Source organism: Catellatospora sichuanensis, from assembly GCF_007483665.1.
GTDB lineage: Bacteria > Actinomycetota > Actinomycetes > Mycobacteriales > Micromonosporaceae > Catellatospora > Catellatospora sichuanensis.
The window spans coordinates 280,932-307,895 of sequence record NZ_ML660188.1; the positions used below are offsets into that span (position 1 = coordinate 280,932).

At 72.2% G+C, this 26,964-nt stretch carries 20 protein-coding genes; 6 read left to right on the forward strand and 14 right to left on the reverse strand.

Annotated elements, in window-relative coordinates; genetic code table 11:
- Positions 1 to 137 precede the first annotated feature (137 nt).
- From FLL47_RS10190 to FLL47_RS10200, 3 genes are read left to right on the forward strand one after another with little or no spacing between them, the layout of a single operon-like run.
- Positions 138 to 353: a hypothetical protein gene (locus tag FLL47_RS10190; protein WP_222106020.1), complete on the forward strand. Its 216-nt coding sequence runs from the start codon at positions 138 to 140 to the stop codon at positions 351 to 353.
- On the forward strand, positions 350 to 784 hold the full coding sequence (locus FLL47_RS10195; RefSeq protein ID WP_144120198.1) for a hypothetical protein: 435 nt from the start codon (positions 350 to 352) through the stop codon (positions 782 to 784). The genes FLL47_RS10190 and FLL47_RS10195 overlap by 4 nt, the downstream gene beginning before the upstream one ends.
- On the forward strand, positions 781 to 2,337 hold the full coding sequence (locus FLL47_RS10200; protein ID WP_144120199.1) for a multicopper oxidase family protein: 1,557 nt from the start codon (positions 781 to 783) through the stop codon (positions 2,335 to 2,337). Before FLL47_RS10195 ends, FLL47_RS10200 begins: the two co-directional genes overlap by 4 nt.
- Before the next feature lie 17 nt (positions 2,338 to 2,354).
- On the opposite strand, the gene FLL47_RS10205 is transcribed toward FLL47_RS10200, so the two are convergent.
- The 7 genes from FLL47_RS10205 to FLL47_RS10230 form a co-directional block, all read right to left on the reverse strand.
- Positions 2,355 to 3,293, reverse strand: a complete 939-nt coding sequence (locus tag FLL47_RS10205; protein ID WP_144120200.1) for an ion transporter — start codon at positions 3,291 to 3,293, stop codon at positions 2,355 to 2,357.
- A 213-nt stretch (positions 3,294 to 3,506) separates the two neighbouring features.
- Positions 3,507 to 6,332: an ATP-binding protein gene (locus FLL47_RS10210; protein WP_186315634.1), complete on the reverse strand. Its 2,826-nt coding sequence runs from the start codon at positions 6,330 to 6,332 to the stop codon at positions 3,507 to 3,509.
- A 164-nt stretch (positions 6,333 to 6,496) separates the two neighbouring features.
- Positions 6,497 to 7,822, reverse strand: a complete 1,326-nt coding sequence (locus FLL47_RS10215; RefSeq protein ID WP_144120202.1) for a GGDEF domain-containing protein — start codon at positions 7,820 to 7,822, stop codon at positions 6,497 to 6,499.
- Positions 7,823 to 8,098: 276 nt separating this feature from the next.
- Positions 8,099 to 8,287, reverse strand: a complete 189-nt coding sequence (locus FLL47_RS42780; RefSeq protein ID WP_186315635.1) for a bleomycin resistance protein — start codon at positions 8,285 to 8,287, stop codon at positions 8,099 to 8,101.
- 29 nt (positions 8,288 to 8,316) lie between these two features.
- On the reverse strand, positions 8,317 to 8,796 hold the full coding sequence (locus FLL47_RS10220; RefSeq protein ID WP_246157745.1) for a VOC family protein: 480 nt from the start codon (positions 8,794 to 8,796) through the stop codon (positions 8,317 to 8,319).
- A gap of 15 nt (positions 8,797 to 8,811) precedes the next feature.
- Positions 8,812 to 9,765: a thioredoxin family protein gene (locus FLL47_RS10225; RefSeq protein WP_144120203.1), complete on the reverse strand. Its 954-nt coding sequence runs from the start codon at positions 9,763 to 9,765 to the stop codon at positions 8,812 to 8,814.
- Positions 9,766 to 9,771: 6 nt separating this feature from the next.
- Complete coding sequence (locus tag FLL47_RS10230) at positions 9,772 to 10,986, reverse strand: epoxide hydrolase family protein (RefSeq protein ID WP_144120204.1); 1,215 nt, start codon at positions 10,984 to 10,986, stop codon at positions 9,772 to 9,774.
- A gap of 508 nt (positions 10,987 to 11,494) precedes the next feature.
- On the opposite strand from FLL47_RS10230, the gene FLL47_RS10235 reads away from it, so the two are divergent.
- Entirely contained in the window at positions 11,495 to 14,296 is a 2,802-nt protein-coding gene (locus FLL47_RS10235) for an ATP-binding protein (RefSeq protein WP_144120205.1), read from the forward strand.
- 5 nt (positions 14,297 to 14,301) lie between these two features.
- Here FLL47_RS10235 and FLL47_RS10240 read toward each other — a convergent pair whose 3' ends face one another.
- From FLL47_RS10240 to FLL47_RS10250, 3 genes are all read right to left on the reverse strand, one after another.
- Entirely contained in the window at positions 14,302 to 16,239 is a 1,938-nt protein-coding gene (locus tag FLL47_RS10240; RefSeq protein WP_144120206.1) for an elongation factor G, read from the reverse strand.
- Positions 16,240 to 16,457: 218 nt separating this feature from the next.
- On the reverse strand, positions 16,458 to 17,264 hold the full coding sequence (locus tag FLL47_RS10245) for an SDR family NAD(P)-dependent oxidoreductase (RefSeq protein WP_144120207.1): 807 nt from the start codon (positions 17,262 to 17,264) through the stop codon (positions 16,458 to 16,460).
- 42 nt (positions 17,265 to 17,306) lie between these two features.
- On the reverse strand, positions 17,307 to 18,962 hold the full coding sequence (locus FLL47_RS10250) for an FAD-dependent oxidoreductase (protein WP_144120208.1): 1,656 nt from the start codon (positions 18,960 to 18,962) through the stop codon (positions 17,307 to 17,309).
- Positions 18,963 to 19,095: 133 nt separating this feature from the next.
- Here FLL47_RS10250 and FLL47_RS10255 point away from each other — a divergent pair, with 133 nt between their 5' ends.
- Positions 19,096 to 19,719, forward strand: coding sequence for a TetR/AcrR family transcriptional regulator (locus FLL47_RS10255; RefSeq protein WP_144120209.1), 624 nt, complete (start codon positions 19,096 to 19,098; stop codon positions 19,717 to 19,719).
- Here FLL47_RS10255 and FLL47_RS10260 read toward each other — a convergent pair.
- Entirely contained in the window at positions 19,655 to 20,248 is a 594-nt protein-coding gene (locus tag FLL47_RS10260; RefSeq protein ID WP_144120210.1) for an antibiotic biosynthesis monooxygenase, read from the reverse strand. The two genes, FLL47_RS10255 and FLL47_RS10260, sit on opposite strands and share 65 nt — an antisense overlap.
- Positions 20,249 to 20,445: 197 nt before the next feature.
- On the opposite strand from FLL47_RS10260, the gene FLL47_RS10265 reads away from it, so the two are divergent.
- Positions 20,446 to 21,474 carry a cation diffusion facilitator family transporter gene (locus FLL47_RS10265; protein ID WP_144120211.1) on the forward strand — a complete coding sequence of 343 codons (1,029 nt, stop codon included), beginning with the start codon at positions 20,446 to 20,448 and terminating at the stop codon, positions 21,472 to 21,474.
- A 158-nt stretch (positions 21,475 to 21,632) separates the two neighbouring features.
- Here the strand turns inward: FLL47_RS10265 and FLL47_RS43600 are convergent, their stop codons facing one another.
- The 3 genes from FLL47_RS43600 to FLL47_RS10280 all read right to left on the reverse strand — a co-directional run bounded on the left by FLL47_RS43600 (position 21,633) and on the right by FLL47_RS10280 (position 26,946).
- Positions 21,633 to 23,207 carry a GDSL-type esterase/lipase family protein gene (locus FLL47_RS43600; RefSeq protein WP_246157747.1) on the reverse strand — a complete coding sequence of 525 codons (1,575 nt, stop codon included), beginning with the start codon at positions 23,205 to 23,207 and terminating at the stop codon, positions 21,633 to 21,635.
- A gap of 218 nt (positions 23,208 to 23,425) precedes the next feature.
- A complete protein-coding gene (locus FLL47_RS10275) occupies positions 23,426 to 25,165 on the reverse strand; it encodes an ABC transporter ATP-binding protein (protein ID WP_144120212.1) in 1,740 nt (579 codons plus the stop codon).
- Positions 25,162 to 26,946 carry an ABC transporter ATP-binding protein gene (locus tag FLL47_RS10280; RefSeq protein WP_144120213.1) on the reverse strand — a complete coding sequence of 595 codons (1,785 nt, stop codon included), beginning with the start codon at positions 26,944 to 26,946 and terminating at the stop codon, positions 25,162 to 25,164. The genes FLL47_RS10275 and FLL47_RS10280 overlap by 4 nt, the downstream gene beginning before the upstream one ends.
- Positions 26,947 to 26,964 lie beyond the last annotated feature (18 nt).

Sequence of the window (26,964 nt, forward strand, 5' to 3'; positions counted from 1 at the left end):
AAGTCGGGCTCCAGGGGGAGCCTCGTGTCGACACCTGGGGTACGCGGGACCCTGACGCGTACGTCAGGAGTCGACAGGGTTTCCGTCGACTCCGCGCGGACGCCCCGGCGTCCTCGGCCCGCATACCGTCCACGGCCATGAGAACTCTCGGCATGGCCGTGCTCGGCCTGTTCCTCGGTCTGGTCGCGGGCGCGTTGCTGACCTCGGCCATCGCCCGGCCCATGGTCGACGGCGACGGCGCGCACATCCCCGTCGGCGTGGCCATCGTGCTGGGCATGCTGATGCCCGCGCTGGGCATCGCGGGCGCGGTGATCGCCGTGCTGGTCGACCGCAAGTCGCGGAGCGGCTCGTGACCGGCACGGCTGAGCCCGCCCGGCCGCCCGTGCCCGGCTGGGCGGTGTGGCCGCTGCGCGGGCTCGCCGCGGCGACGACCGGGCTCGTGCTCGTCCAGCCGGTGCTGGCGGGGCTGTTCGTGACCGGCGACGTCGGCATGCTCGACCTGCACGGCATCGCCGCCTCGTTCCTGGTCATGCTGGTCTTCTTCCAGCTTCTCGCCGCGATCCTGGTGTGGCGGCCGGGCCGCGGCCCGGCCTGGCCGATCGGCGCGTGCGTCGCCGCGTTCGTCCTGGTCGAGCTGCAGAGCGGGCTCGGGTACGCCCGCGCCGTGGCCGTGCACATGCCGCTCGGCGTGCTGTTGTTCGGGCTGTCGGTCGCGCTGCTCATCGGGGTGTGGCGACCGGGGCTGCGCCGCCGCCCCGCCCGCGCGGAGAAGGCCGCCCGATGAGTCCGGCCAGGCTGTCGCGGCGGGGCTTGTTCGGCGTGCTCGCCGCGAGCGCCGCGGCCACGGCCGGGTGCGGGGGCCTGCCCGCCGAGCGCAGTGGCGCGCCGCTGACCAGCAGGCTGACGCTGCCGCAACCGTTCACCGTCCCGCTGCCCCTCCCCCGCACCGCCCGGCCCGGTGCCGACGGCACGTACGAACTCGTCCAGCGTCCGGCCCAGGTCGAGATCATCCCCGGTCACCGCACCGAGGTGTGGGGATACGACGGCACGTTCCCCGGGCCGACGTTCGACGTGCGCGCAGGGCGGCCGGCGCGGGTGCGCATCGTCAACGAGCTGCCCGTGCCCACCACCACGCACCTGCACGGCGGTGTCACGCGGCCCGAGTTCGACGGCTATCCCACCCATCTGGTCGTGCCGGATTCGCTCACGGGGCGGTTCCATCCGGTCCACGGGCAGCATGCCGGACACGGGTCGGCGTGGAAGACGTCCCCGGGACGGTTCGTGCACGAGTACCCGCTGGATCAGCCGGCCGCCATGCTCTGGTATCACGACCACCGCATGGACTTCACCGCGCCGCAGGTGTACCGCGGACTGGCCGGCATGTTCCTCGTCCGCGACGACGTCGAGGACGCGCTGCCGCTGCCCCGCGGCGCCCGGGAGCTCCCGCTGCTGATCTGCGACCGCGCCTTCGAGTCCGACGGCGCGCTGCGCTACCCGGCCGTCGACCCGACGCTGCTCGGCGAACCGGGCGTGACCGGCGCGCACCACCAGGGGGTCGAGGGCGACGTGATCCTCGTCAACGGCGCGCCGTGGCCTGAGGCGGAGGTCGCCGCGGTCCGCCACCGGCTGCGGATACTCAACGCGTCCAACTCCCGCCGACTCGACCTGCGCCTGGACCCGCCGCCCCCGACGGGCAGCCCGTTCACCCAGCTCGGCAGCGACCTCGGCCTGCTCGCCCGACCGCAGCACCTGGACCAGGTCGTGCTGGCTTCCGCCGAACGCGCCGACGTCGTCGTCGACTTCGGGGCGTATCCGGTCGGCACGCGCGTGGTGCTGCGCAACCATCTCGGGGCCGGGCGGGCCCGCGACGTCATGCGCTTCCACGTCACCCGCCGCGAGGCCGACGACAGCGCGGTCCCGGCAGTGCTCGCCGACGTCCCGACGCTGTCGGCGGACCAGGCGGTGCGCAGCCGCCGGTTCGACTTCCGGCTCAGCGGGCCCGGCCCGCACGGCAAGAAGTGGATGATCAACGGGCAGCCGTTCGATCCCGGCGCCTCGCTCGCCTCCCCCGAGCTGGGCACGACCGAGCTGTGGACGCTCACTTCCGACTTCCACCACCCGGTCCACGTCCACCTCGGCCACTTCCAGGTGCTCAGCCGCAACGGCCGCACCCCGCGGCCGTCGGACGCCGGGTGGAAGGACACCGTCGACGTACGCCCGTACGAGGTGGTCCAGCTGCTGGTGCGCTTCGCGGGTTTCCGCGGCCGCTACATGCTGCACTGCCACAACCTCGAGCACGAGGACATGGCGATGATGGCCAACATCGACGTCGTCTGAGCGGCAGCGACCGGCGGTCAGCGGTGGATCGGGTCCCGCTCCGGCCGGGCCGACGGATGGTCCCGGTCCACGCGCAGGTCCCGCTCCAGGTCGTCCAGGAGTGCGCGCAGGTCCGCCAGCCGGCGGCTGATCACGATCCGGTCGACGTCGTCGGGCGCGCCGTCGGAGTCGAAGCCCGGCGCCGTCTCCTGGGGCTGCTCCAGGCGACGCGCCTCCTCCATCGAGTTGATGATCACGCCGACCAGGATGTTGACCAGCAGATTCGCCGTGATGAGCACGTAGCTGATGTAGAAGACGACCGTCCATGGCGACACCGCCATGCCCTGTTCGATGAGGTCCGGCAGGTTCTCCAGCGACAGCAGCACGAACAGGGTGAGTACGGCGCTGCCGATCGTGCCGTACTGCTCGGGCTGGTGCTCGGCGAAGATCAGCCAGCCGGCCATGCCGTAGATGTAGAGCGTGACGATCGCCAGGGCCAGGAAACCGCCCACGCCCGGCAGGCTGCGCAGCAGCGCGGTGACAATGGTGCGCAGGCCCGGCATGAAGCGCATCAACCGCACGACCCGCGCGATCCGGATGACCCGCAGGATGGCCGAGTCGCCGTGCAGGCCCGGGATGAACGCCGCCGCCACGACCGCGAGGTCGAAGACGTTCCAGCCGTGCCGGAAGAAGTCCAGCGGGCGCCTGCCGTAGCTGAGCATGCGGACCACGATCTCCGCGACAAACAACGCCCGGAACAGCCACTCCAGCGCGTTGAGCCAGCCGGCCGACCTCAGGTCGGGATAGGTCTCCAGGCCGAGGATGACGGCGTTGGCCGCGATGGCGGCCATGATCGTGATCTCGAAGCCACGGGATGCGGCGACCCTGGCGCACCAGGTCGTGATCCCTGGCGTCGGTGCCGGTTCCGCACCGGCGTCGGCATCGGCCTGCCTGCTGCGTTCGAGGAGTCGGCTCATGCCCCGATCCGGGTCGTCGACCGGTGCGCAAGCGTCCGAACCGGACATACAGCCCGGATGAGCGGTGAAGACATGGGCAACACCCTACGGGCAGCCGTCGCGACGGCCTTCAGCGGACGCGTGTCCCGTGCGTTCCCCGGCTCACCAACCACGACGACCTTTCCACATCGCCGGTGTCGGCGACGACGTCCGGCTGGTCCGCGTTCTGATCCACTACTGAGCGGGCGCCGGGCCGGCCGCAGTCGCGCGGTGCTCGATGGTGGAGGCGCCGACGGCGATCTCGACGCGCGAGCGCAGGCCGAGTTTCGCCAGGATGCTCGACACGTGCGACTGGACTGTCCGCGGCGACAGGAACATCTGCGCGGCTATGTCGGGGTTGGACCTGCCCTCCGCGACGGCCAGGGCGACCTTGTACTCGGTCTCGCTCAGGGCGGCCCAGCCGTGCTTCGGACGCCCGCGCGGGCCGCGTACGCCCTGCCTGATGCCCGCCTGGCGGCCCCGGGCGCGGGCACGGTCGATGTCGCGTGCGGCGTCCAGTCCGGTGTAGAGCGCCACCGCGCTCGCCAGCTCGTCGCGGGCGGGCTGAAGGCGACCGTTCCCGGCGAGGAGGATGGCCGCGTGCTCGTGGGCATATCCCTCGTGCAGCGGCCAGCCGACCTGCGCGAACGACGCCGCCGCGGCCAGCAGCTGCGACGGGTCGTCGTCCAGCATCCCGCGGCACAACGCGGCGGTGCCCTCGACACTGGAGGTGGCCTGTTCGGCCAGCAGCTCGGCCATGCTGTCGGCGAGGTCCCGCAGGCGATCCGCGTCACCGGCCGCGTGGGCGAGCCGGGCCAGGTCCGCGCACAGCCGGTAGCCGATGCAGCGCGGGCTGAACGTCGGCGGCTGCTCCCACAGCGGGTACAGGATGTCGAGGGCCTCGCCGGGACCGGTGTCCGCCTCCACGGCCAGGGCGTGAGCCCAGCGCAGCGGCGCGGTGAACCTGGTCTCGAGCGGGCTGGAGGTGGCCAGCGCGGCCAGTTCGGCGTCGAGGGTGCGGGCCTGGCCACGGTGCATGGCGATCATCGCGGCGAGTCCATGCAGCGCGGGCGCCTGGCACAACGGGTCGGGGCTGTCCAGGCTGGTGCGGATCTCGGCCAGCGCGTCGTCCCAGCGTCCGCGCAGGAACAGCACGTTGGCGCGCAGTAGTTGCGCGGTGGTGAGGTACACCCCGCCGGTGTCCCGGTTGCGCCGCATGGCAGCGTCCAGGACCTGGTCGAGTTCGGCCGGACGGTCCAGCGCGAACAGGCACAGCGCCCGCACCACGAGCGGGTCCACGATCAGGACACTGTCGGGGTGGTCGAGCGCGTTCATCGCTGCGGCGTTGAGGTCCAGCGCCTCCCGCACCCGGTTCTGCGCGAACCGCAGCACGGCGAGGGTGTTGTGGCCGTACGCCTGCGCGACGACATCGCCGGAGGCCAGGCCCGTACGCAAGGCCTCGCTGGCCAGGCGGTCGCCGGCGTCGAACTCGCCGATCAGCAGCCGGCACACGGCGGCGAAGCCGTACAGGCGGCCGGGGTGCACCGGTGCCAGCCGGGCCGCGTCCTCGCCGGCCGCCGCTGCCTGCTGCAGGCGACCTTGCCGGAAGTAGCCGTCCATCCGCAGTTCGAGCAGTTGCGTGCGCACGGCCGACGACTGGTACGCGGCGAGCTGGTCGTGCAGGATCTGCTCGGCCTCGTCGGTCTGACCGGCCCACAGCAGCGCCCGGATCAGGTCGACGTTCAGGCGGGTGGCCGTCACGTCGTCGGCCGCGTCGGCCGCGGCGGCGCGCAGCAGGGTCACGGCCAGGTCCGGTGCGCGCACGGTCAGCTGTGGTGCCACTTCCATGAGCCACTGCCCGTGTTCGGCGCGGTCGGCCTGGGCGAGGTGTTCGGCGATCTGCTCGACGTCCGCGCCGCGGTCCATCAGCACCTGTGCGGCTCGCAGATGCAGCATGCTGCGGACCGAGGACGGTGTCTGCCGGGCGAGCCCCTGCCGGATCAGGTCGTGGCGGAACTGCAGCCCGGCCTCGGTCTCGACCAGCAGCCCCGCGCCGGTCGCCGCGGTACAGGCCTCGGCCAGGTCCAGCACGGGCACGTCGAGCACGGCGGCCAGCAGTGGCAGGTCGACGGGGCCGCCGAGGGCGGCGGCCTGGTGCAGGACAGCCTGCGTCGGCGCGGGCAGCGGCCCGAGCCGCGACATGATCATCGCCTGTAGTGATTGCGCGGGAGGTGTGTCGTGGTCGGTCTCGGCGTGGCCGCGGCTGATCCGCAGCGCGCCGTCACGTTCCAGGCCGGCCACGAGCTCGGTCAGGTAGAGGGGATGACCTTCGGCGGCGGCGAGCAGCTGCGTCAGCTGCGGCCCGGTGGGCGCGCCGACCGAGGCCTGGACCAGCTCGGCCACTGCCTGCGGGTCGAGGGGTGGCAGGGTCATCCGTTGCGCGCCCTTGGCGGTCATGCTGCGCACCAGCGCGCTCATCGCCTCGCCCCGCGGTTCGGGCGCGGCGGAGATGACGACCAGCAGCGGATACTGCCCGATGCCGCGGCACAGCCGATGCAGGACCACGATGCTCTGCGGGTCGGCCCACTGGACGTCGTCGACGATCACCGCGACCGGCCCGGCCGAGCACCATTCGTCGACCAGGTCCAGCATCGCCTCCGTGACGACGAAGTCGTGCCCGGCCGCGCCGGGCTGACGGTCCGCGCCTGCACCGCGCAGCAGCGCCGCCACCCGGGCCCGTTGCGGCTCGCCACCGGTCGTCAGCACGTCCAGGCATGCACCGGCGACCGCGAACGGCAGGTCCTGTTCCAGCTGCTCGCCCGCCGCGCGCAGGATCCGCATCCCCAGCCGGTCGCAGTACGCCGCGACCGCGTCCAGCAGCACCGACTTGCCGATGCCCGCCTCGCCCTCGACCAGCGTCGCCGAACCTCGCCCGGCGGCGGCCTCGTCCGCAGCCGCCTGCAGCAACCGCAGTTGCGGGTCACGGCCGAACAGCGTCATCGGCATACCCCACTTCACCATGCGGCCACCGTTGATCATCGCCGATCCGGTGATCACCGGCGCGTTTCGGTGACGACACCGCACGAACGACACGGAAACCGGCCCTGGTCCGCCCAGGTGCGGGCACTCGGGCGAGGTAGGCGACCCGCCGGTGACAAGCGTACGGCGGGCGGCGGCGCGGCGGCTCAGGTCACGGGCGGGCTGTGCACCTGGTCGCGGCCGGCCCGCTTGGCATGGTAGAGCGCGGCGTCGGCGCGGCGGACCAGGTCCTCGATGGTCCGGCCGTGTTCGGGATAGGCGACCACGCCCAGGCTCGCCGTGACCTTCACCGAGTGGCCCTGGAAGGTGATCGCCGCCGCGGACAGCGCCGCCCGTACGCGTTCCGCGGTGCGCATCGCCGAGTCGCGGCCGGTGTCGGGCAGGAGCACGGCGAACTCCTCCCCGCCGTGCCGGGCGGCCAGATCGGTGGAGCGCACCTGGGCCTGGAGGATCTCCCCCACCCGGCGCAGCACCGCGTCGCCGGTGAGGTGTCCGTGCTCGTCGTTGATCGCCTTGAAGTGGTCGAGGTCCAGCAGGATCAGCGACAGCGGCGTGCCGCGGCGGCGGGCGTGGTCGAGATCGCGGGCCAGGCCGGCGCGCAGCGCGCGGCGGTTGGGCAGTCCGGTCAGCGGGTCGGTGGTGGCCAGGTCGACCAGCACCGCCTTGCGCTCCGCGATGCGTTCGGCCATCGCGTTGAGCGCCTGGGCGAGTTCGCGCAGCTCGCCGCGCGACTTCACCTGTGCCCGGGTGCCGTAGTGGCCTTCGGCGAACATGCCTGCCGCCTGCGTGAGCCGGCGGACGTCGCGGACCAGCCCACGCGACAGCGCCCACCCGAGCCCGAGCGCCACCGCCATGCCTGCCAGACCTGCCGCGAGGGTCAGCCGACGGCTGGACGCACCGGCGGACATGACCTGGTCGTAGAGGGCGGTGTAGTCGAGCACCAGCGCTCCGACGACGCCGTCGGCGGGGGTGCGGATCGGGACGACGACCAGCTTGAGCGGCACGCCCGCGTCATCGCGGGTGATGGTGCGGACCAGCCCGTCGCGCAGGGTGGCGGCGATCTTGCCGTCCGGGTCGGCGCCCAGCCGCGCCGCCCCGGCGGGCATCGTGTCGGCGACGCTGTCACGCCGCAGGTCGACGATCTCGACGTCGCCGCCGATCTGGCGTCGCAGGTTGTCCAGGTAGGGCCGTATCTTCGCGGGATCCAACGGGCGGCCGGTGTCGGCGCCGTCGGCGACGTCGTCGGCGATCACCCTGGCGAGGTGCTGCGCTTCGACCCGGGCGTCCCGTGCGGCGGCCAGGCGCTGCTCGCGTTCGGCGATCAACCCGATCACCGGCAGGAGCGCGGACACCAGCAGGAACGCCACCGCCAACCGCGGACCGACCCGGACGAGCCAGCCGGGCTCGCGCAGCCTCTTCAGCGGCCGCAGCACTCGCCGCGTGCCCCGTGCGAAACCCCCGCGCAGATCCATGGCAATGGACGGTCAGCCGGCGACCGTCACTTCGCCCTCTGCGCGGCCTGCCTCCAGGCCGGCCCTCGCCGGCACGTCCGGTACCTGGCTGAACTGTGCATACGGCCACCTTATCCGCCGACTCGCCGGGCCGGTCCGGCCGCGGCGATGCGCCGCCGCACCGTGACCATATGTGACGGTTCAACTATATTTGCGCGGAGCTGCCCGCACGCACCGCCTGGTAGCCGGTGCGCTCGGGCAGCCGGCGCGACGCTCAGGTCCCTCGCCGGTCGGCCGTCAACGCTGCAGCGTCTCCATGTGCTGCGCCGCGGCGGCGGACGCCTCGTCGGGCGTCCGGCCCTGCTCGCGAGCGACGAGGTAGGCCGCATACCAGTCCGACCAGTGGTGCTTCGGGGCGCTGGCCTCGTACGGGCCGTGATGCTGTTCCGTCTCGCGCAGCAGCTCGGCCAACTTGGCGACGTCCATGGTGAAACCTCCTCGATCGTGCGGACTGGTCACCGCCCCGGTGCCCGCTCCTTGACCTCCTGCAGCAGCCACCCGTTGCCGTCCGGGTCGCTGAACGTGGCGTACGAGGCGTAGCTGCGCCCGTCGGGGGCGGGGCCGTCCACCCGCTCCTGGAAGCCGTTGTCGTAGATGTTGTGGAAGATCTCGCTCACCTCGACGCCCCTGCCGATCAGGTCGGCGCGGGCCTGATCGAGGTCGGCGACGACGAGGTAGGTGCCCTGGGTCGTGCCCGGCGCCGCCGGGGTGAGCCCGCGGCCCAGATGGACCGAGCACTCCGACCCGGGCGGCGTCAGCTGCACGATCCTGAACTTCGGACCGGCCTCGTAGTCCGCGTCGAGCCGCCACCCCAGGCTGCGGTAGAAGCTCAGGGAACGGTCTATGTCGGCCACCGGGATGACGACGACCTCGACCTTCATGTCCATCGTCGGCGGTGTGACGTCGTCCGTCGCGCCGTCCTGCGTAGTGCTCATGTGGACCTCCTGGGTTCAGCCGAACGTGAACGCGTACACCTCGGCGCCGGGCGCCCGGAACGTGATCTCCAGGGTCCGCTCGCGCACCGCGCCCCGCTCGCGTACGAGCTGGTAGAGCCGACCTTCCCGGAGCAGGCCGGCGCCGTTCTCGTCGACGTCGACGCCGTGCGACCGGCCCGGTGCCTCGCCGTCCACGAGCACGCGGAACGGAATGGGCTCATGCATCCCCGCGGACAGCACGAGATGCGCGTCGCGCGCGTGGAACCGGCAGGCGACGGTTCCACCGGCCCGGGCCAGCAGGACGTTCTCCCGCTCGGCCGTCCACTCACCGGCCAGGGCCCAGTGGTTGATGCGCAGGTCATCAGGCAGCTCGTAGGCGCGGCGTTCGTCGAACGCGATCCCGCCCGGCGAGGCGAAGTTCTCGCCGCGTGCATAGCCGAGATACGTCTCGGGCGTACGCAGGTGCGGCCAGTCCGCCTCCGCCTCCACACCGCGACCTTCCACGAAGGTGGACACCAGTTCGCGCTCCACGCCGAGCATCCGCTGGATGGCCTGCTCCGATCGCTCGTAGCGCCCCTCGCCGAAGTGCTCGTCGCGGATCACACCGGCCGCGTCGACGAAGTAGAGCGCGGGCCAGTAGTGGTTGTCGAACGCCCGCCAGATTGCGTAGTCGTTGTCGATGGCGACCGGGTAGTCGATCTCCCGCGCCGCCACCGCCAGCCGGACCAGGTCGCTGTCGCGTTCGAACGAGAACTCCGGGGTGTGGACGCCGACGACGACCAGCCCGTCGTCGCGGTATGCCTTCGACCAGGCACGGACGTACGGCTGCGCGCGCAGCCAGTTGATGCAGGTCAGCGTCCAGAAGTCCACCAGCACCGCCCGGCCGCGCAGCTCGGGGCGACCGAGCGGCTCGGTGTCGAGCCACTCGGTCGCCCCGTCGAACGCGGGCAGGTGCACACGCTCGAACATGGCCGGCTATCGCAGCGAGCGAAGGCCGGTGCGGACCTCGTTCACCAGCAGCTCCGGCTGCTCCCAGGCGGCGAAGTGCCCGCCCTTGGGCAGCTTGTTGTAGTGGACGAGCTGGGGATATGCCTTCTCCGCCCAGCTCCTGGGCGCCTGGTAGAGCTCGTCAGGGAAGACGCTCACCGCGACCGGCAGTTTGACTCCCTTGACGCCGAAGAACGAGACCGTGTTCTCCGCGTACAGCCGGCCGGCCGAGACGCCCGTGTTCGTCAGCCAGAAGTGCGTGACGTTGTCGAGCACGTCGTCACGGGTCAGGCCCTCGGGCACGCCCGCGAAGGACCGCGAGATGAGCGCCATGCTCCTCGGGTCGTGATCGAGCAGCCACGCCGCCAGGAAGACCGGCGAGTCCGCCAGACCGGTCAGCGTCTGCGGCCGCGAACCCATCTGCAGCGCGTACGCGACGTGCTTCCAGGTGAAGTCGAGCTGCTCGCAGGTGGCCCGCTCCTCGTCGGACAGCCCGGCCGGCAGGTTCTCCAGCGCGTTCGCCGCGCCGATGACGTTCTTCTGGAACAGGTTGTCGATCTCGGCCGGCACCACGCCGGCCATGTTGGTGTGCAGGCCGACCAGCCCCGGGACCTCCTGCGCGGCCATCAGGTCGACGACGATCGCGCCCCAGTCGCCGCCCTGCGCGACATAGCGGTCGTAGTCCAGGCGCTTCATCAGTTCGCCGTAGGCGCGGGCGATGCGGTCCGGGCCCCAGCCTTTCTCGGTCGGCTTGCCCGAGTACCCGTAGCCGGGCATCGACGGGATCACGACGTGGAACGCGTCCTCGGCGCGGCCGCCGTGGGCGGTCGGATCGGTCAGCGGCTCGATGAGCTTCAGCTGCTCGATGACCGAGCCGGGCCAGCCGTGCGCGATGATGATCGGCAGGGCGTTCTCATGCTTCGAGCGGACATGGACGAAGTGGATGTCCAAACCGTCGATCTCGGTGAGCTGGTTCGGGTACGAGTTGAGCTTCGCCTCGCACCTGCGCCAGTCGTACTCCTCGGCCCAATAGCGTGCGAGCTCCTTCATCGTCGCCAGCCGCGGACCCTGCGACTCGTCGTCGACGGTCTCCTGCTCCGGCCAGCGCGTGTGCAGGATGCGCTCGCGCAGCATCTTGAGTTCGGCATCGGGGACCTCGATGGCGAACGGCCGGATCGCCGATGACTCGGATATGACAGACATGATCTTCCTTGCTGTGCTGATGGGAGGTGGGCAGGGCCGTCAGCCCTCCCGCGGTGAGACATGGGGTACACCGGTTCTGCTCTCGCAGGCATCAGGTTCACCGACGCCCGCCTACCTTGTACTACTTCGGCATGGCTCTAACCTCTTTGCTCATCTTAGAGGTGATTCAGCTCCGGGAAGCCCGGTCCGCATCCCTGCCCGACCCACCGGCGAGGCTGTCTCGCCGACCCGTCCACGATCGCTCGGTTCAACCCGAGTCGCCCCAGGAGAAACCCCGGGGTCACCCCCGTGGCTCGACCCGGGCCCCGGCCCGTCCCTGCCGCCCGCGGCAGAGTTCTGGAGGTGTCCCGTGTCGTTCGAGATGTTTGTCCGGTTCTGCCGAGCCGCCGGGACACTGGGCCCCGATCTCCCGTCTGACCGTCGCGCCACAGGTCAGCCCACCGTGGCCGACTAGAATGCGGGTATCGGCCGCGCGATGTGCGCCAGCCGCGAAAAGGAAGATCGGCCCATGGGCGTGTCAACCATCGATGCGCAGGTCGAGCTGCGGGGCCGACGCCTCGAACTTGCGGCGCTACAGCAGGCGCTGGCCGACGCGAGAGCGGGCACCGGTGCGGTCCTCGTGCTTCGCGGCGAGGCCGGAATCGGCAAGACAGCGCTGCTGGAACATGCGGCCGGGCACGCGGCCGGCTTCCGTGTCGTCTCCGTAGTCGGCATCGAGTCGGAGATGGAACTTCCGTTCGCCAGCCTGCACCAGCTGTGCGCGCCGATGCTCGCCAGACTCGATGAGCTGCCCGGCCCGCAACGCGATGCCCTGTCCGTCGCGTTCGGAACACAGTCGGGCGAGGCTCCTGGCCGCTTCCTGGTGGGCCTGGCGGTGCTCAGCCTGCTGGCCGGCGCCGCCGCGGACCAGCCGCTCCTGTGCCTCATCGACGACGCGCAGTGGCTCGACGCCGGATCATTGCAGGCGCTGGCGTTCGTCGCCCGACGGCTGCGGCACGAACCGATCGCTCTGATCTTCGCCCAGCGGGAGCCGGCCCACGATCGCGAACTGGCCGGTCTGCCCGAATTGACCGTCGGCGGTCTCCGCGAACCTGACGCGCGAGCACTGCTGGCCTCGGCCGTACACGCGCCGCTCGACCCGCTGGTGCGGGACCGGATCGTCGCCGAGGCACACGGCAACCCGATGGCCCTGCTGCACCTGCCGCGCTCGCTCACCCCCGCCGAGCTGGCCGGCGGTTTCTGGCTCTCCGGCAGCCGCCCGGTGGCCGCCTGCCTCGAAGACGCCTTCCACCGGCGGATCCAGGCACTCCCGGAGGACACGCGGCGGGTGCTGCTGACCGCGGCGGCGGAGCCGACCGGCGACGTCGGCCTGCTGTGGCGAGCCGCCGGACTGCAGCGCATACCGGTGGACGCCGCCGCACCGGCCGAGGTGGCAGGACTGGTCGAGTTCGGCGCGCGGGTGCGGTTCCACCATCCGCTGGTGCGTTCCGCCATCTACCAGCGGACGTCCCCGCCGCAGCGCCGGACGGCGCATCATGCGCTGGCGGACGCCACGGATCCGGACCTTGATCCCGATCGCCGGGCGTGGCACCACGCCAATGCCACCACCGGCCCCGACGAGGACATCGCCCGCGAACTGGAACGCTCCGCGGACCGCGCGCAGAGCCGGGGCGGTGCCGCCGCGGCGGCCGCGTTCCTACGACGTGCGGCGGAACTGACGCCCGACCCGGCCCACCGGGTCGCCCGCACACTCGCCGCCGCCCAGGCGGAGATCGACGCCGGCGGCACCGATCAGGCGCGCAACCTGCTCGCCGCCGCCGCCGCAGGCCCACTCGACGACCTGCAACGTGCCCGCCTCGAACGCCTGCACGCGCGGGTCGCGTTCACCCGGGCACGTGGCAGCGACGCGCCCCGGCTGCTGCTCGACGCCGCACGTCGGCTGGCGCCACTCGACGCAGCCCTCGCCCGGGACACCCTGCTCGAAGCGGCCGGCGCGGCGATCTTCGCGGGCCGGCTGAGCCGGGGACCCGGGCAGCGTGAGATCGCCGAGGCGGCCCGCACCGGCCCTGCGTCGCCGACACCAGCGCGGTCGGTCGACGTCCTGCTCGACGGCGTGGCCGCGCTGGCCATCGACGGTTATGCCGCCGGCATCGACGACCTGCGGCGCGCCCTGCACGCCGTCCGGCAGGAACAGCGGTCCGGCCTCCGGCAGGCCGACCGGCGCTGGCTGTGGCTGGCCTGCCCGGTGACGCCCGAGCCGCTCGCCCCCGAGCTGTGGGACGACGAAGCCTGGTCCGAGCTCGCGACCCGCGCCGTCGACCTCGCCCGCGAATCGGGGGCGCTCGCCGTCCTCCCGATGGCGTTGAGTTACCAGGCGTGCCTGCACGTGCACACCGGCGACTTCGACCACGCGGCGGCGCTGATCGACGAGGCGAACGCGATCTCCGAGGCGACCGGCAGCGCACCCATGCTGTACACGCCGATGCTGCTCAGCGCCTGGCGGGCACAGGAGTCGCAGTCGATGCGCCTCATCGAGACCGGACTCGAGGAGGCGCGCAGGCGGGGTGAGGGACGTGCCGTCAGTCTGGCCGAGTACGCGACCGCGGTCCTGTGCAACGGCCTCGGCCGCTACGACGACGCGCTGGCGGCCGCGACGCGGGCATGCGAGTACGAGGATCCGGGGTTCTTCGGCTGGGCCCTGATCGAGCTGATCGAGGCCGCCGCGCGCAGCGGCCGTCCGGAGGCCGCCGCGGCAGCGCTCGACCTGCTGACCGAACGCACCACGGCCGCCGCGACCGAGTGGGCCCTGGGCACGCTGGCCTGCGCACGCGCGCTGCTGGCCGACGGCCCGGGTGCCGACGAGCTCTACCGGGAGGCGATCAGGCGGCTGAGCCACTGCCGGATCACCGTGCACCTGGCCCGCGCCCGCCTGCTGTACGGCGAATGGCTGCGCCGGCAGAACCGACGCGGACAGAGCCGGGAGCAGCTGCGGACCGCGTACCAGGAGTTCAGCCGGATCGGAGCCGACGGTTTCGCCGAGCGTGCCCGCCGGGAACTGCTGGCGACCGGCGAGACGGTGCGCAAGCGCACGGTCTCGGCCGTCGCCGAGCTCACCGGCCAGGAGACCCAGATCGCCAGGCTGGCCGGGGAAGGCCACACCAACGCCGAGATCGCCGCCCAGCTGTTCATCAGCCCGCGCACCGTGGAGTGGCACCTGGGCAACGTCTTCACCAAGCTCGGTGTCAGCTCGCGCCGGCAACTGCGTACGGCTCTGCCGCCGCCGAAGCCGGCACGTCCTGCGCACCCGTGACCGGCTCAGGCCATGCCGTTGCCGGAAGAAGGTGAGCGCCGTCGCGCGGGCAGCGCTCCCCGCACCGGCCGGTAGCCCGCGAACGCCGACTCCAGCACGCCTTCGCCGCCGGTCACCTCCGGCAGCACCCGGTGCAGCTCCTGGGCGTGCGCGGCGGTGAGCGTCGCGACGACGGTCATCTCGTCGCCGCGCGCGACCTGGTCGGCCACGACGGACCGGAGCTTGCTGAGCACGCTGAGGACCGGGCCGAGCGCCCACGCCGGAATGTCGAGGGTCACCCTGGCCAGCGGCTCGCACACGGTGGTGCCGGACGCGGCCAGCGCCTGCGACATGACCAGCGGGGTCAGCTTGCGGAAGTCCGCGGCCGTGCTGTCCGGTCCGCGCAGCGACGGCGGCCCGTCCGCAACGCTGTACCGCGACTCGGTCATCGTCACGACGCAGTCCGTCACCGGCCAGCCGCGCGGGCCCGCGCGCAGCGCGTCGCGGATGTACTCGCCCATGCTCTCCTTGAACAGGTCGAGCGTGCGGTAGACGTACAGCGGCGCGAACCGGTAGTCCACCGGCACTCGCACCTGGACACCCGATCCCAGGGGCGCGGGTTCGATGCGCAGCCCGATGGTGGCCCGGTACGGGTTGGACGGTGTGTTGAGCCGTTCCACCGCCTCGCCGACGCCGGCCGGGCGCTCGACGCACAGCGTCGTGGTCTCCCGGAAGTCGGCCTCGACGCCGAACTCGGCGGCCAGGGTCGCCCGGATGACCTCCTTCTGCACCTCGCCGTAGAGCGAGACCGCCGTGCCCAGGTTCTCGTCGGCCCGTACGTTGATCAGCGGGTCCTGCTCGGCGAGCTGCGCCAGCGCCGAGCGCAGCCGCGCGCCGTCGGCGGGAGACGCGGGCACGAGCAGTGCTTCGAGCATGGGCGGGGCGAAGTGGTGCGCGGTCAGCCCGTCCGCCTCGCCGATGGCGTCGCCGACGTGGACGGCGGTCAGGCCGCGCAGCGTCGCGATGCCGCCCGCGGTGACGCTGTGGTGCGGGACCCACTCGCCGTGCGCCAGCATGTGCAGCGCCGTGATCCGGTCCCGGCCGCCGGTCGGGTGGTCCCGCACGTGCAGGGTGCCGTCGAACATGCGCACGTAGGCGACCTTCTCCCCCGCCGACCCGCGTTCGATCTTGAAGATTCGCCCGCTCGGGCGCGCCACAGGGTTCCCGGCCGACGCAGGCAGCAGGTCCGTCAGACCCGCCATGAGCGCGTCGACTCCGGCGCCGGTCATCGCCGAACCGGCGAAGACCGGGTGCACCGCGCACCGGGCCGTCTGCGCGGCGAGTTCCGCACGCAGCCGCCGGGGCGTCAGGCTGGACTCGTCCGCGACGTACGCGGCCAGCAGTGCTTCGTCCTCACCGGTGAGCACGTCGGCGAGCATCCGGGTGTCCGCTTCGGCCACGGCGCCCCGTTCGCCGGGCCGCACCACCCGGGTCATCGGTGCGGCCTTCACCGCGAGGCGGCGCGCCAGGTCGGCGAGGGTGCGTTCGGCGTCGGCGCCACCTCGGTCGATCTTGTTGATGAAGATCAGTGTGGGCACCGCGAGCCGCCGCAGCGCGCGCATGAGCAGCCGGGTCTGCGGCTGAACCCCCTCGACGGCCGACACGACGAGCACCGCCCCGTCGAGCACGCCCAGGACACGGTCCACCTCGGCGATGAAGTCCGGGTGACCCGGGGTGTCGATGATGTTGACCGCGGTGTCGCCGATCCGCAGTGCCGCCACGGCCGAGCGGATGGTGATGCCCCGCTGGCGCTCCAGCGCCAGCGAGTCGGTCTGCGTCGTGCCCGCGTCGACACTGCCGACCGCGTCGATGACCCCGGCCGCGTAGAGCAGCCGTTCGGTCAGTGACGTCTTACCGGCGTCGACATGGGCCAAGATCCCGAGATTGAGCGTGCGGAGCGACAAACGTCAAGTCCTTCGAACGAGCGGGCAAGAGAGCTTCGAAAGAGTTGAACGTCGCTCGCATGTCTTGCTCCTCGCTCGTGGAACGCCTGTCGCCGACCACGTAACCATCATCCGCACCCGCCGCGCGACCCATTTCCGTCCCGCCACGCCGCTCACGTGCAGAAGGAAGGGCACCTTCTTGACGGACGTCCGTCAAGAAGGTGCCCTTCCCTCGTCTTTCAGCTGTCGAGCAGGGACTTCATGCGGTCGGCGATGAGGGCGGTGGCGCGCTGCGGGATCAGTCGGGCGAGCCGGTCGAGCAGGCGCGCGTCGCCGCCGATGCGTACCCGGAAGCTGCCCTTCTCCACCGCCTGGATGATCTGCTTGGCGGCGTCGGCGGGGCTGGTCAGCTTCGACCCGGTGCCCGCCGAGTCCATGTCGCGGCCGGCCATGCTGACCCCGGAGTTGCCGAGGATGTTGGTGGCGACGCCGCCGGGGAACACCACGGTCACCGCGACCGGGGTGCCGCGCAGCTCGGCGTACAGGCCCTCGGTCAGCAGCTTGACCGCCGCCTTGCTCGCGCCGTACGCGCTCTGCCCCGGCACCGGCAGCAGCGCGCCCATGCTGGACACGTTGACCAGGCTGGCCTGCGGGCGGGCGAGCAGTTCGGGCAGGAACACCTTGCTCATGTTCACCACGCCCCAGAAGTTCACCGCCATCACCCGCTCGATCTCGTCGAAGCCGAGGTCCTGGACGCGGGCGAAGCGCTGCACGATCCCGGCGACGTTGATCAGGCCGTCGATCTGGCCGTGCTCGGCGATCACGTCGCCGGGCAGCTTCTCGACCGCGGTGCGGTCGGCGATGCTCAGTACGTGGCCGCTCAGCCGCTCCCCGGCCGCAGCGAGGCGGGCGGTCTCGGCCAGGCCGGTCTCGCTGAGGTCGACGGCGGCGACGCGGGCGCCACGGGCCAGCAACCCGAGGACGACCTCGCGGCCGATGCCGTTGCCGCCGCCGGTGACGACGAAGACCCGCTGTGCGATCTGCATGGTGCGCTGCCTTTGCTGTGGATCAGAAGGATGAACGACGGGTCAGGCGCTGGTGGCACGGGTGGCGGCGTGCCGTCCGGCCAGGAAGCCGAAGACGGTCGCCGGGCCGATGGTCGAGCCGGGGCCCGGATAGGTGCGGCCCATGACGGAGGCGGTGCTGTTGCCCGCGCCGTAGAGCCCGGCGATCGGTGCGCCGTCGCCGTCGAGGACCCGGGCGTGTTCGTCGGTGAGCAGGCCGCCCTTGGTGCCGAGGTCGCCCGGCACGAGCTGGATCGCGGTGAACGGGCCCTTCTCCAGCGGGCCGAGGTTCGGGTTCGGCTTGACGCGTGGGTCGCCGTAGTAGTTGTCGTACGCGGTGCGCCCGCGCCCGAAGTCCTCGTCGACGCCACTGCGGGCGAAGCCGTTGAACCGGTCGACGGTGGCCCGCAGCGCCGCCGGGTCCATGCCCAGCTCGACCGCCAGTGCCTCGACAGTCTCGGCCGAACGGACCGTGCCGGCCTCGCGCAGCTTCTTGGTGCCCTGCGCCAGTGCACTGAACAGGTAACGACGGCGGTGGCGGGCGTCGACGATCATCCAGCTCGGAATGGCCGGGACGGTCTTGTCGCGATCGAGCATCGCGTGGCCGAAGTCGATGTAGCTGGCCGACTCGTTGGTGTAGCGCCCGCCGTTGGAGTCCACCACGATGCTGAACGGCATCGAGCGCTCGGAGACCACGAACTGGGTCGAACCGTCGGGCATCGGCACCGACGGCCCCCACCACGCGTCGTCCATGAGGGCGAGCTGCGCGCCGACGGACTCGGCGATGCGGATCGGGTCGCCGAGGTCGCCGTCGGCAGCGGAGGTGTAGCCGGGGATGCCGTGGTACTTCTGCCGCCACTCGGTGTTGCGGGCGAAGCCTCCGGCGGCCACGACGACTCCACCGCGTGCCCGGATGCGCCTGGTGGCCCCGGCTGCGTCGGTGACCACTGCGCCGGTGACCGCGCCGCCCTCGACGACGAGTTCGGTGAGCGGCGTCTTGAGCAGCACCTCGGTGCCCTGGCGGGTGACGATCGCCATCAGGTGGGCGGACAGGCCCGCGCCGATGCCGTGCAGGCGCTTGCCGCGGGCGAAGCCCCACAGCGTCCGGAACACGAACTGCGCGCCGCGTACGAAGCCGGAGAACGTCGACCAGGCGCGGACGAGCAGCCATACGTCGTCGGTCTTGAGCGGCACGGGCGGCGTCGCGCCGCGGAAGCGGGCGGTCTCCAGCCAGGGCCCGAGACGGCGTACGTCGAACGGCTCGGACTCGATGCCGCGGCCGATCATGCCGCCGGGCCGGTCCGGATAGTAGTCGGGGTACTCCGGCGCGTCGGCCCAGGTCACCCCGAGCCGCTCCAGGGCGTGGTAGACCTCGGGCACCGTCTCGACGAACGCGCGCCGCCGCGTGTCGGAGCTGGCCGGACCGGCGTCGCCGATGGCCGCCTCCAGGTAGGTCAGCGCCTTGTCGACCGAGTCCTCGCGGCCCTCGGCGAGCATGAGCGGGTTGGTGGGCATCCACAGCCCGCCGCCGCTGAGCGAGGTGGTGCCGCCCCAGGTGGCGGTGCTCTCCACGACCGTGACCGTGCGGCCGGCGTCGGCGGCGGCGATGGCGGCGGTGAGGCCGGCCGCGCCCGTGCCGACGACGAGTACGTCGACTTCCTTGTCCCAAGCGGTGCCCATGACGCCTCCGTCTGACGGCCGTGGCCGAACTGGATAGCCGATCGGCTAGGCGGCAAAGCTAGCCGATCGGCTATCCGGGCGCAAGATGCGGTTAGGATCACCCCGGCGAGCTGATCGACGGACGGAGGCACCGATGGCGGGGCGCGGCGCACGGCCCGATCGGCCGGCCCGGGAACGGGTACTGGAGGCGGCGCTCGACCTGTTCGCCGAGCACGGCGTAAGCGGCACCTCGCTGCAGATGATCGCCGACCGGATGGGCGTGACGAAGGCGGCCGTCTACCACCAGTTCCACACCAAGGAGGACATCGTCTTCGCGGTCGTCGGGCCCGCGCTCGACCGGCTGCTCGAGATCGCCGACGCGATCGACGCCGAGCCGGACCACGAGCAGCGGTTCACCGAGACCCTCGCCGGCATCATCGACCTGATCGTCACGCATCGCCGCCTGGCCGCGATCGTGCAGTTCGACCCGATGGTCGCGCGGCTGGTCCGAGGACATCCGGCGCACGCGTCGTTCGAGCGGATCCGAGCCCTGTTCACCGGGCCGGACCCGGACGCCGCCGCGTTGGTGGCCGCCGCCATGGTCAGCGGCGGGCTGATCGTGGCCGGGGTCGACCCGGCACTGATGCGGCTCGGCGACGACGAGCTGCGCGAGCACCTGTTCGACACGGCAGCGCGGCTGCTGCGGCCGATGCCTACCGGCCTGCCGCCCGCCAGGGCGCGGGGCGCCCGTGCAGCCACCACTCCAGCGTCCGGGTGATCCACGGCAGCATCAGATAGGTCATCAGCGGGGTCAGGCACAGTGTGATGACCAGGGTGCGGACCACGAGCACGGTCCCGGCCAGGTATCGGACCGCGAGCGCGTTGGCCAGCAGGCTGAGTGGGAAGAACACCAGCCAGATGGTGACCGCCTGCTTCCACCGCGGCGGGGCGGGCGCGCGCGCCTCCTCGATGCTGTGCTCCTGCGGCGGGTCGAACCAGCCTTCGATGCCCGTACGCCGTTCAGTGCGGGCGTGCTCGACGATGCCCTGGGCCGACGACAGCCACCACTGCCGCTGTGACGACTCCTCCCAGGTCCGCAGCGCGTCTGCGTCGGCGAACCGGTAGAGCATGTGCCACTCGGTGGAGCCGGGCCCCGGCCGCACCCACCCTGCCCCCAGGAACCCGGGGAACTCCTCGGCCAGCGTCGTGCCCGCCCGCATCCACGCGATCATCTCCCGGGCGTGGGAGGGGTCGGCGCGGCGCGTGATGGCGATGGTCACCGGTACGGCGCCGTTGCTGCTGGTCATGCCTCCATCTTGCGCGAGCGGACGGGGCGGCGATGTCACCGAGATCGCGATCGGGACGCGTTCTTCGTCACCTCGGCGTCCGCTTCCGCGAGGACGTGTACGAGTGCGGGCCAGCCGACGCTGCCCCGAGTTGGCGATATCGTCAGAACTCGGACGACCGTAGGGGCCGAGATGATCAGCCACACAGTTGGCAGCCGATGAACCGACCAGGACGACCCGGCCCCGACGAGCCGGAGGTGCCGGTCGCCGGGGACGAACCGCAGTCCTTCGGCCTCGGGTTCCCGCTTCCCGGCGACGCCCGCGGGTCCGACAGCTTCCTGACCGTGTTCGTCGCGCTCGGGGCAAATCTGCTGATCGCGGTCGCGAAGACGGCCGCTGCCCTGATCACCAGGTCGGCGTCGCTGACCGCGGAGGCGGCGCACTCCTGGGCGGACACCGGCAACGAGGTGTTCCTGGTCGTGGCCAACCGCCGGGCGGCCCGGCCAGCCGACCGGGAGCATCCGCTCGGACACGGCCGCGAGGCCTACGTGTGGTCGCTGTTCGCCGCGGTCGGGCTGTTCGTGGCCGGTGGCGCTTTCTCGATCACACACGGCGTCGGCCAGCTGCGCGCGCCCTCCCCCGCCGACGACTTCATCGTGGGGTACGCGGTGCTGGCGGTCTCGTTCGTGCTGGAGGGGGTGTCGTTCCGGCAGTCCGTACGCCAGGCCAGGGCTGACGCCGCGACGATGCAGCGCGACCTCATCGAGCACGTGCTGGCCACGTCCGACCCCGCGTTGCGGGCCGTGTTCGCCGAGGACGCCGCCGCACTGATCGGCCTGCTGCTGGCCACCGCCGGGCTGGCCGCCCACCAGCTGACGGGCTCACCGGTGCCGGACGCCGTCGGGTCGATCCTGGTCGGGATCCTGCTCGTGGTGGTCGCGGTGGTGCTCATCAACCGCAACCGCAGGTTCCTCGTCGGGGAGGAGGCCGATCCGCGGGTGCGGGCCGCGGTCCTGCGGGCGCTGCTGGCCATGCCCGAGGTCGCGCGGGTGACCTACCTGCGGCTGGAGGTGGTCGGCCCGCGAATGATCTCCGTGGTGGGCGATGTCGACCTCGCCGGTGACGACGTCGAGTCCCACGTGGCCGTACGCCTGCGCGCGCTGGAGGCGAAGGTCAGCTCGTCGCCCGCCGTGGCGGGCACGGTGCTCAGCCTCTCCGCGCCGGACGAGCCGTCGTTGACAGTATGAGCCGCGCTCGCTGCGGGGCCCACGGCGCGACCACCGGCGCTGCCGATCCGGGCCGCCGTCGAGGCCGGGCCGGTCAGGGGACGTGCGGTCGTGCGCACATGCCCTGACCGGCGTCCTACGTCGAAAACCGGTGCAGGCGGTGGAAGGAACCGCCTGTGTCAGGGAGTGGCGCAGGCGGCGACGGACGGAACCGTCGTGTCGCCGTTGGGCCTGCCGGCCTGGAAACCCCAGGTGGTGCCGGCGCCGGCACCGAGATTGGCGTTCTGGCCGGTGACGCCGCGAGCCGTGACGGTCTGGCCGCTGACGGTCACGGTGGCGTTCCATGATCCGGTGATGACGTGTCCTGCGGGCAGCGTGAGGGTGACGGTCCATCCGCTGATGGCCGCGGTGCCGGTGTTGGTGACCGTGTTGGGTTGCATGACGTAACCGCCGCCCCACCCGGTCTGCAGGGTCAGTGTCGCGGAGCAGCCCCCGGTGCCTCCGGCGGTTCGGACCGTGCCGGCGGCGGAGAACGTAGAGGTGTTGCCGGCCGCGTCACGGGCACGGATCTGGTATCGGTAGTCGGTCGCCGCGCTCAGCCCGGTGTCGGTGAAGGCGGCGGTGGTCGAGGTGCCGACCGGGGTGAAGCTGCCGCCATACCCGGGTGCCCGGTACACCTCATAACCGGCGACGCCCACATTGTCGGTCGACACCGTCCAGACCAGACCGACGCTCGTGGTGGTGGTCGTCGGCGCGGTAGGTGTGCCGGGCACGGTGGGCGGCTGCGTGTCCTGCGGACACGGCGGCGGCAGCGCGCTAACCGGTGCGGTGAAGGCGGAGGTGTTGCCTGCCGCGTCGCGGGCGCGAACCTGGTACTGGTACATGCCGTTCAACGTGTCGGTGAACGGTGGCGCGGCCGCCGTGCCGATCGACGTGAACGCACCGCCGTTCAGGGAGCGGAACACGTCGTAGCCGGTGACCGCGACGTTGTCGGTGGACGCTGCCCAGCGCACGGTGACCCTGAGGCTGCAGTCGACGGTGGCGGTGAGCCCGGTGGGGGTGCTCGGAGGTGTGGCGTCGCCGGGCGTGCTCCCGCCGAGCAGCGGGACCAGCGCGGGATACCAGCGGTCCGACATCTTCTGGAAGCCCGAGTCGTCGGGGTGCACGCCGTCACTGGTATCGGCGGCGGTGTCGAAGCCGGTGAACTGGTCCACGACGGTGATCGGCGACTGGGCCGTCGTCCTGCTCGCCACCCAGCCGGGGATGGCACTGTTGAGCGCGGCGACACCCGACGGGCACCAGGCGCATCCGCTCGGCGTCATCGGGATGATCTGGGCCACCAGGATCTTCGTCGCCGGGTTGCTCGCGCGCATCTGGTCGACGAGCTTGCCGTACGCGGTGAGGATCGTCGCCGTCGGCGTGTTGCCCCAGATGTCGTTGGTGCCCAGGTGCATGAGCACGACATCGGGATGCGTGGCGGCCAGCCATCCCGGCAGCTGGTTCTGGTCGGCGATGCCGACGGCCCGGTATCCGCCGTGGCCTTCGTTGTCGCCGTCCCAGCTCGCGAGGTTGCAGCCGCCACCCGGCTGGGTGCCGACGAAGTCGATGTCGCGGTAGCCGTTGCGTTGCAGGCGGTCCCAGAGCACGGCGCGCCAGCATCCGGGGCCACCCGTGATGGAGTCGCCGAGCGGCATGATCCGGACCGGGGTCGCGGCCTGGGCAGGGGAAACGCCGACCACCGCAACAGCGATCATGATCGCGAGCGCGGACAGCGCGGCCAGGGCGGAGCGGGTGGCTCTGTTTCGTACCGGATGCGTCGGGTGTGGAGTGGGCAGGGTTTCGTGGCGTGCGACCCGTTGCAGGTCAGGGCGGGGTCGAGACATGGGCGTGCCTCCGGGAGTGTGTTCGGCTTCGTCGATGGAAGCGCTCCCACCCTGCGCTGACGCCGGACCAAAGTCAAGCCGAAGCGAGCTCAGGCCTTGTCGCCGTGCCAGGACCGCCACAACGCCGCGTACGCCCCGCCCGCCCGGACCAGCTCGTCATGGCTGCCCAGCTCGCTGATCCGGCCGTCGGCGAGCACGGCGACCCGGTCGGCGTCGTGTGCGGTGTAGAGGCGGTGCGCGATGGCGATCACGGTCCGTCCTTGCAGGACCGCGCCGAGCGAGCGTTCGGTGCGCCGGGCGGTCGTCGGGTCCAGCGCCGCGGTCGCCTCGTCGAGGATCAGCGTGTGCGGATCGGCCAGCACCAGCCGTGCCAGCGCCACCTGCTGCGCGTCGGCCGGGTTCAGCGCCCGCGCGCCGTCGCCGAGTTCGGTGTCGAGGCCGTCGGGCAGGTCGGCGTACCAGTCCGCGCCCACCGCGGCGAGCGCGCCGAGCATGTCGTCGTCGGTGGCGCCGGGCGCGGAGAAGGCGAGGTTGTCGCGCAGCGTGCCGATGAAGACGTGGTGTTCCTGGGTGACCAGGGCGATGCGGCGGCGGCGTTCGGCCGGGTCGAGGTCGGTCACCGGGACGCCGCCGAGGCTGACCTCGCCTTCGCGGGGCGCATCGATCCCGGCCAGCAGGCGGGCCAGTGTCGACTTGCCCGCGCCGGAAGGCCCGACGATGGCGAGCCGCTCGCCCGGGCGCACCTCCAGGTCGATGCCGTGCAGCACGTCGTGGCCGCCGGCGTAGCGGAACCGCGCGCCGCGGACCGTGAGCCGCTGGCCGGGCGGGGCCGAGGCGACTCCGCGGGGCTCGGGCGGGACCAGGCCGATGCCGAGCACGCGGGCCAGTGAGGCGACACCCCGCTGGGCCTGCTCCAGAAAGATCATGATGTGGTCGATCGGTTCGATCGCCTGCTGCGCGTAGAGGGTCGCCGCCACGACCGCGCCGAGGGTGACCCAGCCCTCGCTGAGGAAGAACCCGCCCGCGAGCAGCATCGCCGCGGCGGGCAGCGCGTAGCCGGACTCGACGACCGGGAAGAAGACGCTGCGCAGCGCCAGCGTCGCCCGGCGCGTCGTCCACTGCCGAGCGATCCGCGCGGTGCCGTCGCGGGTCCGGTCCTCGGTCAGCCGCAGCGCCTCCACGGTCCGCGCGCCCTCGGCGGTCGCGGTCAGCGACTCCGTGAGCTCCGAGCTCGCCTCGCCCTCGGCCAGGTAGGCCTGCGGGGCCCGGCGCAGATACCAGCGGGCGACGGCGACCGACGTCGGCGCGCCGGCGAGGATGAGCAGCCCGAGCAGCGGGTGCAGCAGGAACACGGCCGTGATGACCAGGAGGAGCTGGATCACCGAGATGACCACGATCGGCACGACCTGGCGGACTGCGTTGCCGACGGTGGCGACGTCGACGGAGCTGCGGGTGGCGAGGTCGCCGGTGCCGGCCCGCTCGACCACGGCGATCGGCAGGCGCAGCGTACGCGCGACGAAATCCTCGCGCAGCCGGGCGTTGGCGCGTTCGCCGAACCGGTTGCCGACGTTCTGGGCGGTGCGGAACAGGAGGATCTGTGCCAGCACGCACCCCGCCATGACCAGGGCGTACGTGTCCACGTCAGAGGCGGTCGCGCCGACGGAGACCTGGTCGACGATCCGTCCCACCAGCCACGGTGCGGCGAGTCCGGCAGCCGCGGCGGCGACGTACAGCGCGAGCGCGAGGCTCAGGGACCTCTTCTCGGTCCGGGCCAGCTCGGCCACCGACCGGCGGACGGTCGCCTTGTCGGCGACGGGCAGCGCCTTCATCGCCGGGCCGCCGGTGCGGTGCGGGCCTCGGTGGTGATGGTCTCGGTCATCGTCGCTCCCCCTCGCGCGGCGTCGGTCCCGGGCTCGGCGGCGTCGCGGGCGACCAGTGCCCGGTAGCCGGGTTCGGTCTCCAGCAGCTCGTCGTGTGTGCCGACGGCGGCGACCCGCCCGTCACGTACGAACGCGACGAGGTCGGTGCGGTCCAGCAGCAGCGGCGATGTGGCGACCACGACCGTGGTCCGGCCGGTGCGGTGCTCGTGCAGCCGGTCGGCGATGCGGGCCTCGGTGTGCGAGTCGACGGCCGAGGTCGGGTCGACGAGGATCAGCACGTCGGGTTCGGCCAGCAGGTGCTGGGCCAGGCGTATCCGCTGGCGCTGGCCGCCGGAGAGGTTGCTGCCGCGGGCCTCGATCGGTGCGTCCAGGCCGCCGGGCAGCGACTCGACGATGTCGTCGGCGGAGGCGGTGCGGATCGCGGCGGCGAGCTGCGCGTCGGTGATGCCGTCGCGGGTCCGCAGCACGTCGCGCAGCGTGCCCGGAAACAGGTAGGAGTCGTGGTCGGCGACGAGGATCCGGGCCCGGACGTCGGCCGGGTCGACGCCGGTGATCGGCAGCCCGCCCCAGGTCACCTCGCTGTCGACGTAGCGGCCGAGCCGGTCGGCGAGGGCGATCGCGTCCGCCGGGTCCTCGGCCGCGACACCGATCATCCGGCCGGTCGGCACGGTCAGCGCCGACTGCGGGTCGTGCAGCTCGGCGGGGCCGGCGGGGGCGGGGCCGTCCGCTGCGGCGTCGGGCCGGATCCGCAGCACCGCGATGATCCGGCGGGCCGCGACGATGCCCCGCACGGCCATGAAGCCGCCTTCTAGCAGGAACCAGACCGGGACCGACAGGATGGCGACGTAGCCGTATACGGCGACCATCTCACCGACGGTGATCTGCCCTTCGGCCGCCATCCGTGCGGACAGCCAGACGATCGCGGCCAGGAACAGGGCGGGGATGCCCCCGGTCAGCGCATGCACCCAGCTGGTGATCGAGCCGACGCGGTAGCCGTGCCGAAGCAGGCTCTGCGACCGGGCGGCGTAGCGGCGGGCGAACAGGTCGCGGCCGCCGACCCCGGCGAGCACGCGCAGCCCGGCCACGATGTCACCGGCCCGGGTGGTCAGGATCCCCAGTTCATGCCGGTAGTCGGTGTCGACGCGCTGCAGCCGGTTGAGCAGCGGCCCCACCACCAGCACGACCATGGGCACGCCGAGCAGCACGAAGACGGCCAGCAGCGGGTCGACGGACCAGAGCACGACGGCGGCGGTGGCGTAGGCGAGAACCGCACCGACGCCCGGCCCGGTCATCGTCAGCGCCCACGAGGCCTGGGAGATGTCCGTGCCGGCGACCGTCGCGATCTCGCCCGCCGCGACCGTACGCGGCAGGACCGCGCCCAGCCGGGCGATGTGCCGCAGCACCACCTGCGAGGAGCGGGCCGTCGCGTCCTCCCGGAGGAAGGTCATCGTCCGGTGCCGCATGATGCCCAGGTACGCCACGACGACGCCGGCCCCGACGATCGCGGCGACCCAGGCGAGCAGCGCCTGCGTGTCGCCCGTGCGCAGGCCGTCGTCGATCGCGCGGGCGATCAGGTACGGCCGCACCGCGAGACCGATCATCCAGGCCGTACCGACGAAGCTGCCGCGCAGCGCACGCGGCCACTGGCTGGTGACCAGCCACCACAGATACCGCGCCGGGCCTCTGGTATCCGGAATGCCGGGATCGGGATGCGGGAGGTGTGGGGGCATGGCGACAGGCTACCGACG